Annotated in this window: 17 protein-coding genes; 5 read left to right on the top strand and 12 right to left on the bottom strand. The window is 52.6% G+C overall.

The window, feature by feature from the left end; genetic code table 11:
* Nucleotides 1-27: 27 nt before the first annotated feature.
* The 6 genes from EG028_RS18685 to pdhA all read right to left on the bottom strand — a co-directional run bounded on the left by EG028_RS18685 (nucleotide 28) and on the right by pdhA (nucleotide 4,438).
* Nucleotides 28-708, bottom strand: a complete 681-nt coding sequence (locus EG028_RS18685) for a Sir2 family NAD-dependent protein deacetylase (RefSeq protein WP_120515853.1) — start codon at nucleotides 706-708, stop codon at nucleotides 28-30.
* A gap of 159 nt (nucleotides 709-867) precedes the next feature.
* On the bottom strand, nucleotides 868-1,278 hold the full coding sequence (locus EG028_RS18680) for an EVE domain-containing protein (protein WP_120515852.1): 411 nt from the start codon (nucleotides 1,276-1,278) through the stop codon (nucleotides 868-870).
* A 120-nt stretch (nucleotides 1,279-1,398) separates the two neighbouring features.
* On the bottom strand, nucleotides 1,399-2,118 hold the full coding sequence (locus EG028_RS18675) for a (Fe-S)-binding protein (RefSeq protein ID WP_120515851.1): 720 nt from the start codon (nucleotides 2,116-2,118) through the stop codon (nucleotides 1,399-1,401).
* Nucleotides 2,119-2,194: 76 nt separating this feature from the next.
* Complete coding sequence (gene ribH, locus EG028_RS18670) at nucleotides 2,195-2,698, bottom strand: 6,7-dimethyl-8-ribityllumazine synthase (protein WP_120515850.1); 504 nt, start codon at nucleotides 2,696-2,698, stop codon at nucleotides 2,195-2,197.
* Nucleotides 2,699-2,705: 7 nt separating this feature from the next.
* Nucleotides 2,706-3,407 (bottom strand): tetratricopeptide repeat protein, encoded by a 702-nt coding sequence (locus EG028_RS18665; RefSeq protein ID WP_120515849.1) that lies wholly within the window; start codon nucleotides 3,405-3,407, stop codon nucleotides 2,706-2,708.
* Between the two features lie 38 nt (nucleotides 3,408-3,445).
* The gene (gene pdhA, locus EG028_RS18660; protein WP_206614415.1) at nucleotides 3,446-4,438 is read right to left on the bottom strand and encodes a pyruvate dehydrogenase (acetyl-transferring) E1 component subunit alpha; all 993 of its coding nucleotides are present in this window, start codon (nucleotides 4,436-4,438) and stop codon (nucleotides 3,446-3,448) included.
* Between the two features lie 169 nt (nucleotides 4,439-4,607).
* Between pdhA and recF the strand changes: the two genes are divergently transcribed.
* Nucleotides 4,608-5,696: a DNA replication/repair protein RecF gene (recF, locus tag EG028_RS18655; protein ID WP_120515847.1), complete on the top strand. Its 1,089-nt coding sequence runs from the start codon at nucleotides 4,608-4,610 to the stop codon at nucleotides 5,694-5,696.
* Between the two features lie 6 nt (nucleotides 5,697-5,702).
* Here recF and EG028_RS18650 read toward each other — a convergent pair whose 3' ends face one another.
* On the bottom strand, nucleotides 5,703-5,864 hold the full coding sequence (locus EG028_RS18650) for a DUF1328 domain-containing protein (protein WP_120515846.1): 162 nt from the start codon (nucleotides 5,862-5,864) through the stop codon (nucleotides 5,703-5,705).
* A gap of 129 nt (nucleotides 5,865-5,993) precedes the next feature.
* Between EG028_RS18650 and EG028_RS18645 the strand changes: the two genes are divergently transcribed.
* Nucleotides 5,994-7,274: a TCR/Tet family MFS transporter gene (locus EG028_RS18645; RefSeq protein WP_120515845.1), complete on the top strand. Its 1,281-nt coding sequence runs from the start codon at nucleotides 5,994-5,996 to the stop codon at nucleotides 7,272-7,274.
* Here the strand turns inward: EG028_RS18645 and EG028_RS18640 are convergent.
* Both EG028_RS18640 and EG028_RS18635 read right to left on the bottom strand, forming a co-directional pair.
* Entirely contained in the window at nucleotides 7,200-7,856 is a 657-nt protein-coding gene (locus tag EG028_RS18640) for an NADPH-dependent F420 reductase (protein ID WP_120515844.1), read from the bottom strand. The two genes, EG028_RS18645 and EG028_RS18640, sit on opposite strands and share 75 nt — an antisense overlap.
* Nucleotides 7,857-7,900: 44 nt before the next feature.
* Entirely contained in the window at nucleotides 7,901-8,638 is a 738-nt protein-coding gene (locus EG028_RS18635) for a menaquinone biosynthetic enzyme MqnA/MqnD family protein (RefSeq protein ID WP_120515843.1), read from the bottom strand.
* Nucleotides 8,639-8,697: 59 nt separating this feature from the next.
* Between EG028_RS18635 and purB the strand changes: the two genes are divergently transcribed.
* Entirely contained in the window at nucleotides 8,698-10,038 is a 1,341-nt protein-coding gene (purB, locus tag EG028_RS18630) for an adenylosuccinate lyase (protein ID WP_241559077.1), read from the top strand.
* Nucleotides 10,038-10,433 (top strand): thiol-disulfide oxidoreductase DCC family protein, encoded by a 396-nt coding sequence (locus EG028_RS18625; protein ID WP_120515842.1) that lies wholly within the window; start codon nucleotides 10,038-10,040, stop codon nucleotides 10,431-10,433. Before purB ends, EG028_RS18625 begins: the two co-directional genes overlap by 1 nt.
* A gap of 408 nt (nucleotides 10,434-10,841) precedes the next feature.
* Here the strand turns inward: EG028_RS18625 and EG028_RS18620 are convergent, their stop codons facing one another.
* Together EG028_RS18620 and EG028_RS18615 are read right to left on the bottom strand one after the other, a co-directional pair.
* On the bottom strand, nucleotides 10,842-11,717 hold the full coding sequence (locus tag EG028_RS18620; protein WP_120515841.1) for an FKBP-type peptidyl-prolyl cis-trans isomerase: 876 nt from the start codon (nucleotides 11,715-11,717) through the stop codon (nucleotides 10,842-10,844).
* A 302-nt stretch (nucleotides 11,718-12,019) separates the two neighbouring features.
* Complete coding sequence (locus tag EG028_RS18615; RefSeq protein ID WP_120515840.1) at nucleotides 12,020-13,024, bottom strand: DHH family phosphoesterase; 1,005 nt, start codon at nucleotides 13,022-13,024, stop codon at nucleotides 12,020-12,022.
* Between the two features lie 178 nt (nucleotides 13,025-13,202).
* Here EG028_RS18615 and EG028_RS18610 point away from each other — a divergent pair, with 178 nt between their 5' ends.
* The gene (locus EG028_RS18610; protein WP_120515839.1) at nucleotides 13,203-13,619 is read left to right on the top strand and encodes a nucleoside-diphosphate kinase; all 417 of its coding nucleotides are present in this window, start codon (nucleotides 13,203-13,205) and stop codon (nucleotides 13,617-13,619) included.
* Between the two features lie 72 nt (nucleotides 13,620-13,691).
* Here the strand turns inward: EG028_RS18610 and EG028_RS18605 are convergent, their stop codons facing one another.
* Nucleotides 13,692-14,921: a hypothetical protein gene (locus EG028_RS18605; RefSeq protein ID WP_120515838.1), complete on the bottom strand. Its 1,230-nt coding sequence runs from the start codon at nucleotides 14,919-14,921 to the stop codon at nucleotides 13,692-13,694.
* Between the last annotated feature and the right edge of the window lie 13 nt (nucleotides 14,922-14,934).

Below are 14,934 nucleotides of genomic sequence, written 5' to 3'. Positions count from 1 at the left end.
GGCAGTAGTACGCCGGGACGGCTTTTTTTATTTCTTCAACAACTCCATCAGCTCCGCCATCCCTTCCGTGGCGGGCTTCTCGATCAGGTGATAATCACTTCCCTTCACCGGCGGTATCTTTTTATCGATAATGTATCTGGGCACGCCCGGGCGCAGGTAATCCACCAGGCCGGCGGCGGGATAGACATTCAGCGAAGTGCCGATAAGCACAAAGATGTCCGCCTGTACAATCTCCAGCACGGCCGGCTCTATCATGGTCACCGCTTCGCCGAACCACACCACATGCGGGCGGAACTGCCCGCCATCCGGCGCCAGCTCTCCCATCTGTATGTCTTCCAGTACAGGGTACAGCTCGGTGTCGTTCAACACGCTGCGTTTTTTCAGTATCTCGCCATGCAGGTGCAGCACGCGTGTACTTCCCCCGCGCTCGTGCAGATCGTCTATGTTCTGTGTAATGATGCGCACATCGTACCATTCTTCCAGTTTGGCCAGCAGCGTGTGCGCGCTGTTGGGACTGGCCGCCATCACGTCTTTGCGGCGCATGTTGTAAAAGTCCTGGACAAGGGTCGGGTTTTTCTCCCATCCCATCGGGCTTGCCACTTCGTAAATATCATATCCCTCCCACAGCCCGTCACTATCCCTGAAAGTGCGGAGGCCGCTTTCGGCGCTGATGCCGGCGCCCGTGAGCACAATAAGCTTTGGTTTCATTGGTTGTTGGCTTTCTACAATATTAAGGCAAAAAGAGAGGACTTAAAAACGCGTGAGAAGGAAGTGCGCAGGATGCGGGATCGTCATTTTCATGCTGCAAGGGACAGGCTCTCCCGGGAAAAACAAAACCCCGTGCTGAACGGGGTTTGAAGGAATTATTTATTTGGCGTTCGCCATTTCCATTATTTTTTTAAACTCATCTTCTTTCACTGTGCCTACAGACAATCTGCCCAGCCTGATGAGATCCATATTCGCCAGGCTCTTCTCCGCCTTCATCTGCGCGAGCGTCACCGGTTTCTTCAGTTTTTTTACCGGCGAAAGCTCCACCACCAGCCATGCCGGATCGGGCGTGGTAGGGTCCTGGTAGGATTCTTTCACCACTTTGGCGATGCCTACGATCTCCAGCCCTTCATTGCTGTGATACCAGAGCACCTGGTCCCCTTTTTTCATGGAGCGCAGGTTGTTCCGCGCCGCGTAATTGCGCACGCCATCCCAAACGGTCTTGCCGTCCGCCACAAATTGATCCCAGGAATATTTAAACGGTTCCGATTTCACTAACCAGTATTGCATTGCCCGAAGTTTTTGTTCTTGAGGTATTTTTCACGCTGTATTAAAGCCCATCCGGCGGCGCACGTCATGATACCGTGTAGCCGGCGGGAGCCGCCCGGGACACAGCACTGCCGTACGGTATTACCAGCCGCTGGCCAGCACGTCCGCGATGTGCATGATCTTAATCGTCTGCCCGTGTTTGCGGATGTAACCATCCAGGTGCATCAGGCAGCTGAGGTCCGTGGAGATCAGGTAATCCGCCCCGCTGTCGCTGGCGTTGTGTACTTTCTGCTCTCCCATGCCCAGTGAGATAGGTTTGTATTTCACCGCAAAGGTTCCGCCAAAACCGCAGCACACTTCGCTGTCGTTCATCTCGCGCAACTCCAGTCCTTTCACGTTCTCCAGCAGCTTACGCGGCCCTTCCTTGATGCCGCATTCGCGCAATGCGCCGCAGGCGTCGTGGTAAGTGCCTACGCCTTCCAGCGTGGCGCCGATGTCCGTTACATGCAGCACGTCTACCAGGAACTCGGTGAATTCGTAGAGATTTTTGCGGAGGAGTTTTACGTCGTTGTGAGCGGCAGAGTTGTCGAACAGTTTGCCGTAGTAGTTGCGCACGAAGCCGGTGCAGGAACCGCTGGGCGCAACAATATAATCGTATGTATGGAAGTCTTTCAGAAATTTCGTGGCCACGGAACGGCACTCGTCCTGGTAACCGGCGTTGAAGGCGGGCTGGCCGCAACAGGTCTGGTCCGTATTGTAACTTACGGTGCACCCCAGTTTCTCCAGTACTTTTACCATATTAAAAGCAGTTTCCGGGAAAAGCTGGTCCACGAAGCACGGTATGAAAAGGTGTACGTTCATCAGTCAGTATCAGTTTGGGTCAATAAGCATCAAAAATAACGTGTTAATACATACCACGCAGATAGTTTGTTGCTAATTACAGATAGCTTTTTGAAAGTTGCCGCTGGAAGCTGATCATTTTAAGGGCGGTAAGTGCTCCTTCTTCTCCTTTGTGGCCATGTGCGCCTCCCAGGCGGTCCGTAGCCTGCTCGGTGGTGTTCACAGTGAGCACGCCGAAGATAACGGGCACCGGAAGCTCCAGGTTCAGCTGCAATATACCGTCTGTAGCTGCTTTACATACGTAGTCGAAATGCGGAGTTTCGCCGCGGATCACACATCCGAAGGCGATGATGGCGCTGGGCTGGCTGCCCGTGCCTTTTGACTGCTCCCATATCTGTTTGCAGGCAAACGGCAGTTCGAAAGAGCCGGGCACGATCACCTTTTTGTGGCTGATCTTGTATTCATCCAGCGTGCGTTCCGCGCCTGCCACCAGTTCGTTGACTATAAAGTCATTCCATTCCGTATAAACAATAACAACACTGGCACCCTCCAGTTGGAGAATGCCAGCGTTGTTGAGTAAGGTCTGATTATGTATCGACATTTCTTATTTATTTCACCACTCCAAGCCTTGCGAGGTATTTATCCATCTGGCCGCCTTCGGTGGACAGGGGATATTTTTGTTTGATCTGTTCGTAGATCGCGATCGCATCTTTAGGCTTGTTGCTTTTTTCAAGTGCCAGGCCTGCACGGAACAGGTACATCGGGCTCAGCAGTTCGTTGTCGTCCGCGCCGGCCTTTTTGTAATAGGATATCGCGTCGTCAGCTTTGTTCAGCTCCATGTAAGCGTCGCCGATGAGGCCGTTTGCCATGGATTTCACTACCAGGTCGCCGGAAGAAAATTCCTTCAGCAGGTCGATGCCTTTCTGGTATTCGCCCAGCTTCACGTAACAAACGCCCGCGCTGTATTTAGCGAGGTTGCCTGCTTTAGTGCCGCCGTATTTGTCGATCACCTGGAGGAATCCGTAGTTGTTGCCGTCACCGTTCAGTGCGAGCTTAAACGAATCCACCGCGAAAAGGTTCTGCGCGGTGAAGATCGCTTCCTGCGCTTTCTTTTCATTGGGCGCTTTCACAAAACGGGTGTAACCGAAGTATCCGCCTACGATCACCACTACCGCCAGTACGGCGATGTTGATCACGTTTTTGTTCCTCGTATAAAAATCCTGCGCACGGTCCGCCGTGGCCTGCAGGTCGAAGTCCTCATTTTTGGCAGATGCTGCCGGGTGTTTGGTGTGTGGTTTATTTTCTGCCATTGTTGTTGTTAATATTTGATAGGTGGACAGGGATGCTGTTAGTCAACGATAAAAGGATAATCCTGCTGCATGTACACGTCTTTCAGCAGTTCATCGTCAGACGGCCAGGGGCTTTCTTCGGCGAACTTCACTGATTCTTCCACTTCCACTTTTACTCTTTCATTGATCGCTTCGATCTCAGCGTCGTTGATCCATTTGTTTTTCACCAGGGTATTCAATACCAGGGTGATCGGGTCCCTTTCTTTATATTCTTCCACCTCTTCTTTCGTGCGGTATTTGGCAGGATCACTCATGGAGTGACCGCGGTAGCGGTAAGTTTTGATCTCCAGCAGGGTCGGGCCGCCGTTTTCACGGGCGCGGTTGATAGCCCTTTCGATGCCTTCGTGTACGGCTTCGCAGCTCATACCGTCGATGGAGTCGGCAGGCATTTCATATGCGTCGGCCAGTTTGTAGATATCGAGTACGTTCGAGGTACGTTCAACGGAGGTGCCCATTGCATAATGGTTGTTCTCGCAGATAAATACTACGGGAAGTTTCCACAGCATGGCCATGTTGAAGGTTTCGTGCAGCATACCCTGGCGGGCAGCGCCGTCACCAAAGAAACACAGCACGGCGTTCTGCGTGCCCAGGTATTGCTCGGCAAATGCCAGGCCCGCGCCGGTGCCTATCTGCGCGCCCACGATACCGTGGCCGCCGAAGAAACCGTGTTCTTTAGAGAAAAAGTGCATGGAACCACCCTTGCCTTTTGAACAACCAGTAGCCTTACCATACAGTTCCGCCATACATTCCTTCGCTGAAATGCCCTTTGCGATAGCCAGCGCGTGATCGCGGTAAGCAGTGATAAATTTATCGCCCGGTTTGGTAGCTGTCATAGCAGCCGCCGCAATCGCTTCCTGACCAATATAAAGATGGCAGAACCCACGTATTTTTTGCATACCGTACAGTTGCCCTGCTTTTTCTTCAAAGCGGCGCAGTAACAGCATCAATTCGTACCAGTATAGATAAGTCTCTTTGGTGAATTTCGTTTTCACGTCTGTTAAAGTTTGCACTATTTCTAAATTTGTTCGCAAATATAACAGGAAAATCTGCAAATTCAAGCAATTTTGCAGAGAGAAGCGCAAACCCGCTTCCGGAGATGCAAGATATTGCTCCTCCATCTATTAAAAATATTACTTCATTATATTAATTATTCGGCTAAGATTGCTTTCCGTCTCTAAAATATCACTCACCCAGTTCAAGAATTATTCCCACCGCAGCTTCCGGTTCACTTCCCGGATCGTTGGCATCACCGGGCGCAACGGCTCCGGCAAGACCAACCTGCTGGATGCGATCTATTATCTCTGTTTCACCAAAAGTTACTTCAGCACCGCCGAGAACCAGAACGTACAGTACACCATGAACGGGTTCAGACTGGAAGCCAGCCTGCAAAGGCATCAGAAGGAAGAAAAGATCGTGTGTACCGTGAAGGACGGCAAAAAGGACGTGGCGCTGAACGACGAGTCGTACGAGAAATTCTCCCGCCACATCGGGCAGTTTCCCGCCGTCATGATCGCGCCGGACGACGCGGAGATCATCCTCGGGGGCAGCGAAGACCGCCGCAAATGGCTGGACGCGCTCCTCGCCCAGCTCATCCCCGGCTACCTGGACCATCTCATCGCCTATCATAAGATATTACAGCAGCGAAACAGCCTGCTTAAGGCCATGATCACCATGACCCACTCGCCGGACCCATTGCTGGACGTATTTGATGAACAACTGGTACAACATGGGGTGCCCGTGTTTGAAGCCCGGAAACAATTCCTGGAAACCTTTATCGGGAAAGTACAGGACCGGTACGATTACCTCGCCGGGAAACATGAAACGGTGGCCTTCCGCTACCAGAGCCAGCTGCTGGAGCAGCCATTCGCCGCGCTGCTGGCGGCCAACCGCCTGCGCGACAAACAAATGCAGCGCACCACGCAGGGCATTCACCGGGACGATCTGCTGTTCCTCCTGGACGAGCATCCCATGAAGACGAGCGCCTCGCAGGGCCAGCGCAAGAGCTTTTTATTCGCGCTCAAGCTGGCACAATACGAGGCGATCCGCGCACATAAGCACTTCCCTCCCATCCTGCTGCTGGACGATGTGTTCGAAAAGCTGGACCAGGAAAGGGTTTCGAGGCTTATCACGCTCGTGCAGGGGCCGGATTACGGGCAGGTGTTCATCACAGACACGCATGGAGACAGGCTCCGCGCCGCGTTTGCAGACAATCCCGAAGTGATCCAGCTGATATCCATGCAGGAAGAATAAACCGGGTTATCTCCGCAACATGCCTGCTATCAAAGAGATCAGGAACAGCACCACAAAAATAAAGAAGAGAATTCTCGCTATATCCACAGCGCCGGCGGCGATCCCGCCAAATCCAAAGATAGCCGCAACGATGGCGATGATCAGGAAAATAACTGCCCAACGTAACATAATCAAGGGTTTTAAGGTTAAACAATATCGCTATATACTTCCTTTTGCAATTATCATTCCACGAATGCAGTTGGACATTTATTCCCTTCGCCGGCGGGAAATACGGTTAATTTTGCCCAAATTATTTTTATGATACGCAGGCAGGCGGGGCCATTGACTTTTATTTTCTTCACCTTACTCATCGATTTTATTGGCTTCGGCATTATCAGCCCGGTCATCCCCAAACTGATCGAACAGCTGATCGGCGGAAACGTGAGCGACGCTTCCCAATATGGCGGCTGGCTCACATTTGCCTATGCGTTTATCCAGTTTTTCTTCGCCCCCATCCTTGGCGGCCTCAGCGATAAATATGGCCGCAGGCCGGTGCTGCTCATGTCCATGTTCGGCATGGGGGTAGATTACCTGTTCCTGGCCTTTGCACCCTCTATATTCTGGCTGTTCATCGGCCGTATTATACTCGGCGTCACGGGCGCCAGCATGACGGCTGCTTCGGCCTATATCGCGGATATCAGCACGCCTGAGAAACGCGCCCAGAACTTCGGGCTTATCGGGATGGCGCTGGGCCTCGGTTTTATCCTCGGGCCCACCATCGGCGGTCTCGTTGCCGGCGCCTGGGGCGTACACGCGCCTTTCCTGCTGGCCGCGGGTTTGTCACTGGTCAACTGGCTGTACGGTTATTTTATCCTGCCTGAATCCCTTAAAAAGGAGAACCGCCGGGCGTTTGAATGGAAACGGGCCAACCCGGTAGGCGCACTCGTCCAGATCCGTAAATACAAAAAGGTATATTCCCTCCTGGGCGCTATTGCGCTCATTTTCACCGCCGCACACGCTATCCAGAGCAACTGGACGTATTTCACGATGTACCGGTTCGGCTGGACGGAAGCAATGGTCGGTTATTCCCTTTCCTTTACCGGCCTGATGCTGGCTATCGTACAGGGCGGGCTTATCAGGGCGGTGTTGCCCAGGCTGGGGTATCACCGTGCGGTGTATATCGGGCTGCTGATCTACGGGGTAAGTTTTACTTTGTTCGGAATGGCCACAGCAGGCTGGATGATGTTCCCGGTATTGCTCATTTACAGCATGGGCGGCATTTTTGGCCCCAGTTTGCAGGGTGTGATCAGTAACCAGGTGCCGCCGAATGAACAGGGGGAATTGCAGGGCGCGCTCACCAGCCTGATCAGCCTCACCAATATCGTAGGCCCGCTGCTGATGACAGGCCTGTTCCATTATTTCACCAAAGAGGACCGGCCTTTCCATTTCCCGGCGGCGCCGTTCTATATGAGCGCATTGATGACGCTGACGGCCGCCGCACTGGCGATCCGCAGTTTCCGGCAATCACTTCCGCAAAAGACCGAAAGCGTGGTTCCAGCTGCCGTTCCTGAAGCCGTAGGCGAACCACAGCACGTATAAGGATTCCAGGTGGCGGCTCATTTCAATGCTGCCTGTATCTACAATATCTTTCCAGCCGATCTGGCTGAGCAGGTCGGACACGGCCAGCTTGGCCAGATCGTCGTTTCCGGCTATCAGCATCGCGGGAGCGCCTTGTGTAAAGGAAGGATCGATCATGAGCTGGCTGCCCATGCTGTTCAGCGCCTTTACCACCATCGTGTCCTGCAGCCAGGCCTGCACCTGTTCACCGCCGGATGCGGCATGCCCGCCCGGGGTAAGCTCCAGGCGGCCCGATTTGTCAGGGCCTTTACCATTAAGAGGATTGGTAATGTCTATGAGGACTTTTTTCTTGAAGTTCCAGATACCGGCCATTTCCACGGCTTCTTTGGTACCCTGCCAGCTGGTGCAGAGGAAGATCACGTCGCCAAAGGCCGCGGCTTCTGAATAGGGCCCGGTCTTTATTTTGTCGTTTTCCTTTTGCCACTCTTCCAGCGATGGTTTGCCGGTGTGGCGTGTGCCTATCATGACAGAATGCCCCAGGCGCGTAAGCCCCGCCGCAAGCGTGAGGCCGGCTTCGCCCGATCCAAGGATAGCGATTTTCATACTACCAGGATTTAGTATGGTAAGTTACACAAAAGCCCCGGTATTTATTGCAGGTAAGAGAGGAAGCGCTGCATACCCTGCCGTTTGGCGGGGGTTAAGCGGTAGCTGATATTTTGTGTATAATAGGCCGTAAGGTCGTAATCCGGGCTGCTGTTCTCCGCCACTACCGCCGGCAGGCTGTTCAGCCCGATACTGTTCGCGTCGTTGAACAACTGGATAAATTCCACCGGCAAAGGTTTGTTGCTGATCCATGCCGCAAATACAAAGGGCAGGCTGGTGAACCGCATCCAGGCTTCCGCCAGGTCGTAGATATAAGGAGATATATGCCGCTGCGCCAAAGCCCTGTCACCTATCACCAGGCCCGCATCGGTGCCTTTGATGAGGTGTTCGTACCCGCCGGTGGTTTCCACCAGCTCCACGTCCAGCTTCCAGTAATCGCGCACCAGCACTTTCAGCAGCGCCACGGAAGTGCGGCTCTGGTAATCGAGATAAATGCGTTTGATCTCCTGGAGGGGCACTTCACTGAAAAGACATACGGATGCCACCGGGCCTTCGGCGCCAATGCAGAAATCCGCTATAATATGATATTCTTTTAATTTGGGGATAATGGCAACCGGCACCAGCGCCACGTCCACCTCGCCATCTATCAGCTGCCGCGCGATCCTGGCCGGGTAATCCATCGTGAGTTCCATGGACCGGAGCACCTTATGATCCTTAAATCCGTACAACAAAGGCTTTGTATTCAGATAACTGACTGCCGCTACTTTTACTTTCCGTTCCAATTTCTGTAATTTTGAGCCTGCTAAAATACAGGAATTTTATTTGACAGGATAATCAATACATGATGCAATTACAAGCTTTAACTGCTATTTCCCCGGTAGACGGGCGTTACAGGGGTCAACTGGAAGAACTGGCGCCCTATTTTTCCGAGTTCGCGTTGATCCGATACCGTGTACAGGTGGAGGTGGAATATTTCATTGCCCTGTCTGAACAGAAGCTTTTTACCCTTTCCAAAGCCAAAATTCCCGCCCTGCGTAAAATTTACCAGGAATTTACCGTGGAAAACGCGCAACTGGTGAAGGACACCGAAAAAGTGACCAACCACGACGTAAAAGCCGTGGAGTATTTCCTCAAAAACGAACTGAAGAACCTCGGTCTGGAAGACAAACTGGAATGGGTCCACTTCGGCCTCACTTCCCAGGATGTGAACAATACCGCCACGCCCCTGCTCTGGAAAGAAGCCGTGGAGCATGTATATCTCCCCGCCATTTCCAACCTTACGCTGCACCTGAAAAAGCTCGCCAAAGAGTGGAAAGAGGTGCCGATGCTGGCCCGCACACATGGCCAGCCCGCTTCCCCTACCCGCCTCGGCAAAGAGATCCAGGTGTTTGTGGAAAGACTGGAAGGACAGGTGAAGCTGCTGGCCGATATCCCCTTTGCGGCCAAATTCGGCGGCGCTACGGGCAATTTTAACGCGCATCATGTGGCTTTCCCCGCTGTCAACTGGGAAAAGTTTGGCAACAAGTTCGTCAACAACGTGCTGGGCCTGCAACGTATGCAGTATACCACGCAGATCGAACATTACGACAACATCGCCGCACAGTTCGACACGCTGAAAAGAGTGAACAATATCCTGGTGGACTTTGCGCGTGATGTGTGGACGTACATTTCCATGGATTATTTCAAACAGAAGATCAAAAAGAACGAAGTAGGCTCCTCCGCGATGCCGCATAAGGTGAACCCTATCGATTTTGAGAACGCGGAAGGCAACCTGGGCCTGGCAAACGCCCTGTTTGAGCACCTGAGCGCCAAGCTGCCCATCAGCCGCCTCCAGCGCGACCTCACGGATTCCACCGTGCTGCGCAATGTGGGCGTGCCTTTTGCGCATACCCTGCTTGCTTTTAAATCACTCGATAAAGGCCTGAACAAACTCATCCTCAACGCCGCAAAACTGCATGCGGACCTGGAGAATAACTGGGCCGTGGTGGCCGAAGCGATCCAGACCGTACTGCGCCGTGAGAACTACCCGCAGCCTTACGAGGCGCTGAAAGAGCTCACCCGTGGCGGCGACCAGATCACGCAAAAAACCATGCACAAATTTATTGACGGGCTGAAGATCAGCGCGGCGCTGAAAAAAGAGCTGAAAGCCATCAGCCCGCATAACTATACCGGTATCCATTAATGGAGCCCGCCATCATATTGTTCGACGGGGTGTGCAACTTCTGCAATGCCAGCGTGAACTTCGTGATCAGGCGCGACCGGCGGGACCGCTTCCGTTTCGCTCCCCTGCAATCCGCCACAGGACAGGATTTGCAGGCGCAGTACCAGCTCGACCCTACGGCACTCAGTTCATTTGTACTGATCGATAACGGGAAAGCGTACACGAAAAGCGCGGCGGCGCTGAGGGTGGCAAAACAACTGGGTTTCCCGGTGAATATGCTGTATGCATTTATCATCATCCCCCGCTTCCTCCGCGATGCGGCGTATGATTTGATCGCCAGGAATCGATATAGGTGGTTCGGTAAAAAAGAAACTTGTATGGTGCCGGACGAACGCGTCCGGCGGAAGTTTTTATAAATGAAGAAAGGGCTGGCATATCTGCCGGCCCTTTTTATGCAAGGTTAAAAAACAATCAATCCTGGTTCCCGGCAAATGGTACAAATAAAGCCCGCATTACCTGGATATCCTGTGCCGCCACCCGGCCCGCACCATACCGGAAACATACTAATCAATTGATTTAAAGCGACTTAATACCCTTTCCCTGACCCTTCCCATCTTATCATGCTACTGACATCCTTCGGTGATCCTTCGGTGGTGTTCGGTCGCAGTACGGGTTTGAGGGTGTTTAACCGAAGGATGACCGAAGGATCACCGAAGGATTGTCGAAGTATTACCGGTTGGAAACTGAAGGATTATGATGGAATATTAACAAAAAAAGGCCGGTCCAATGACGGACCGGCCTGTATATAATGATTCATTCACAGATTACTTTGTGGGGGGCGGCGGTGCAACCGGGGGAGCAGCGGGAGCGGCGCCGGGTTTCACGTCCAGCAGTTCCACGTCAAATACGAGGATGCTGTTCGGTTTGATGATCGGGCCGGAGCCTTGCAGGCCGTAAGCCAGAGAAGAAGGGATCACCAAAGTAGCTTTGGCACCTTTTTTCAGCTGAGCCAGGGCGTCGTCCCATCCTGGAATAACGCGGCCTTCGCCTACGTTGAATTTCAGGGGTTCCAGCGGCATACCGGGGCGGATAGTTGAATCCACGTTGGAATCGAACTTGGTGCCGTCCAGCAGTTTGCCGGTATAGTTCACCGTCACTTCATCGCCAGCTTTCGCCTGTTCGCCGTTACCTTCCTGGGTTACAGCAATGTGTACGCCCTTGGGGGATTTGGTGGTTTTCAGGTTGTTTTTGGTGATGTATTCAGCGATTTCTTTGTCTTCTTTTGCGTTCTGTGTAGCGGCTGCATATTTGCTTTCAATTACGAAAGCCACTTTCATCACGTCGCCTTTTTTAGCCATGGGAGGCATCTGGGGCATGGAATCCACGGGCAATACGAATACGGCGCTGTCACCTTCGGTGAGCATGGCAAAACCGTCCATCAGGTCGTATTTGTCGCGGGATTCGGCGATCACCAGCGGCAGTGCGCTGCCTTGCTGGCGGGAACTCATCAGCAGGGAATCGTTCAGGTAGGAAGCAAAATGCACCAGTACGGTGTCACCTTTCTTCAGCTTTTCTCCTTTACCGGCTTTCTCGATAGTAAAGGCAATGCCGCCCGGGGTCTTTTTCGGGCCGCTTTTACCACAGCTAGCCAGGGCCAGGGCTCCCAGTGATGCAGCAAGTAACAGGTTGTTCTTTTTCATCTGTAATTTTTGATTTTATTTACGGGCCAGATGGGACCTCACGGTCTCATTTTAGCATTTTTGATTTGATTTTCAAGTAAAATGAGACCTTCGTCTCATCTGTATTTTTTGATTTTTATTGGCTAGATGGGACTTGCGTCTCATCTGTAATTTTTGATTTTATTTACGGGCCAGATGGGACCTTACGGTCTCATTTCAGCATTTTTGATTTGATTTTCGTTCCGGCTTTACGGTAAACGGGGCTTTACGCCCCATCTGACTGTATCGTGATTTAAATAGTGTCCGGATATAATATTACAGATTTACTGCAATAAATCCTCATTTTCATGCATTGCTTTCAGGAAACGCTGTACTGTTTTGTCCAGCGGGTCTGTGCTGCGGCCTCCGGAAGCGTTGAAGTGGCCGCCGCCCTCAAAATATTTGCGGGCAAAGGTATTCACATCAAAGTTGCCTTTGGAACGGAAAGAAAGTTTCACCTCGCTGTTCCGGTCAATAATCAGCGCTGCTAATTTAATGCCTTGTATGGACAAAAGGAAATTTACCAGCCCCTCGGTATCCCCCGTTTGCAGGTCGAACCGTTTCAGGTCGCTGTAAGGGATGGCCATAATGGCGGTATTGGTCTCATAAAACACTTCCATACGGTTCAACAGGCTGTGGCCGATGAAACGCAGGCGGTTTTCGAGGAAATTATCGTAGATCGCCTGGTGGATATATTCATGCTCCAGCCCTCTTTCCAGCAGATCGGCCACCATACGGTGTACGCGGGCCGAAGTGGAAGCGAAGCGGAAAGACCCGGTATCCGTCATGGTACCGGCATATATACACTGGGAAATATCGTTATCTATGTAATGTTCGTCTCCGAGGCGGTAGATGAATTCGTAGACCAGCAGGGCTGTGGATGCGGCGCTGGTGTCAGAAATGCCGTAGTCGAATTCCGGGGAAGGCTCCAGGTGATGGTCCACCAGCACTTTCACGCACTGGAGTTTATCCAGGTAAGGCTCCAGGTTCTTGGTGCGGCTCATGGTGTTGAAGTCCAGGCAAAACAGCATTTCCACGCCGTCCAGGGCCTTTATGGCCTTCTCCTGGGCCGATTCAAAGTCCAGTACATTGTCACTGCCCGGCATCCATTTCAGGAAATCCGGGAAATTGGTGGGAGAAATGACGATCACGTCATGCCCTTTACGGCGCAGGTAATGATACATAGCGAGCGAAGAGCCCATAGCATCGGCATCGGGTTTCTGATGCATAGTTACCACTACTTTCTTGGGGCTGTCCAGCAGCGGCTTAATTTCCTCGATCGGCTTCATTCCTAAACTGTAATATTTTAATGTACAAGGTGTTGTGCAGCCACCTGCCTCCGGTCACGCAAATGAAGTGCGAAGTTCTTCATTTGAGCCAGAATTTCAAAATTTTTTACTGCTAAACAAAAACTGTTTACTTTTGCGGCGCAATACGCTTTCACCCAGATAACGACTAATTCACAATATGAGCAACAGAACATTTACCATGATCAAGCCCGATGCAGTGCAGAACGGGCATATCGGCGGCATCCTGGACAAGATCTGCGCAGCAGGTTTCCGGATCGTAGCGATGAAACAGACCCGCCTCAGCGCTGAAAAAGCCGGCGAATTTTATGCAGTGCACAAGGAAAGGCCTTTTTACGGTGAACTGGTTGAGTTCATGAGCAGCGGCCACATTGTAGCCGCTATCCTGGAAAAAGACAACGCCGTGGAAGATTTCCGCAAGCTGATAGGCGCTACCAACCCCGCACAGGCAGAGGAAGGCACCATCCGCAAGATCTACGCCGAGTCCATCGGCCGTAACGCCGTGCACGGTTCCGACTCCGACGAGAACGCTGCTATCGAAGGCAACTTCTTCTTCAGCGGCCTGGAAAAATTCTAGTTCCGGCTGAGGTTAAAATAATAAAAGCGGTCCCTGCGGACCGCTTTTTGTCTTTGTTCCCCATCTGTAAGCTCACCAGCTTTTAGCGACCACAAACCGGCCTTCGATCTTCGCCGTGGCCTTATGCCCTACCCCGTACCCCGAAGGATCCATCATAAAAGTGCCTTTCACCAGGCCATCCTGCTCACCCAGACTGGTAACGGTTATACCCCCGGGGCTCATGATCAGGTTGTCGTTTTCATCCACGTAAAAACATCCGTAAGAATTCCCTCCGTCGATCAGGTATTGCGCATTGTTGTGCCCGCCATCGAAAATATTATACCCATGGTTGCCTAAGCCTCCCACCCATGACAGGGCCACGTACTGCCCCCTCTCGTCGCCGTCGCTGTTCGAGATCATGTACTGGTCCCCCATCCTCACAGAAGGCGAAGCCGCGAATTTTATCCAGGCCCCGCCGTTCACCCTTACCTCTATCGACAGGTCGTAGATCTCGATATGCGCCACCAGCAGGTAAACCCCTTTAGCGCCCCAGTCCAGCCTTACTTCTACCGCTACCGGGTTGGGCGCGGCCGGCACAGTGGCGGGCGCGGTATAGGTCCCTTCCGGCCCGGCAGCAACGAGCCGGCCCGCTCCCACGAGGCTCCATTCCTTGATATAGCTGTTTACATTACCGGACCGTTCGCCGATAGGTATCTCATCATGTTCCGCATTGATCAGGAAGAGGTCCGCATATACGGTAAGCTCCGAGGTCCTGGATACCGGCAGGCTCGTGGCGCTGGCTACCAACTCGAAACATTTAAAGAAACTCCAGTCGCTGAAATGCGTTGTGTTGACGGTCACCGTTTTACCCGTTTTGTTCAGCGTGCGCGCACTGATGGACATCCACACGCCTTTGCCGTCCTGGTAAGCGATGCCCAGCGCTTCCGGTACGGTGCCGCGCAGGTGATGGTCCGTGTAATTAAATGTAATGCTCACCGGTTTGGAAAAGGTGACGCCGTGCGGCATTATCCGGTATCCGCTGGCCGTTCCGAGCGGATTGGTGTTGCTGATGCGCTGGATGCTCATGGTCTGGTCGCCGCTGAGTGCGCCCGCGGGGATGGTCACTTTTACGGTACCATCGTTGCTGGTAAGGTCTCCACCGGCCGCGCCGATCACTTTTTGCGCTACGGGGCTGCCGTCCGCTACACCAGGCTGGGTTACTTTACCTTCGGGCAGTGCCGGCTTTTCAGGCGCGGCGTCGTTTTTATCGCAGGCAGTCAGTAAAATACCGAACAGCGCTATTAACAGTGTAATTCGTTTCATAAAGGTTTATTTA

It is taken from the genome of Chitinophaga barathri (genome assembly GCF_003807585.1).
GTDB lineage: Bacteria > Bacteroidota > Bacteroidia > Chitinophagales > Chitinophagaceae > Chitinophaga > Chitinophaga barathri.
The sequence above is the reverse complement of the archived record's forward strand: the minus strand, read 5'-3'. Positions and strand labels throughout refer to the sequence as shown.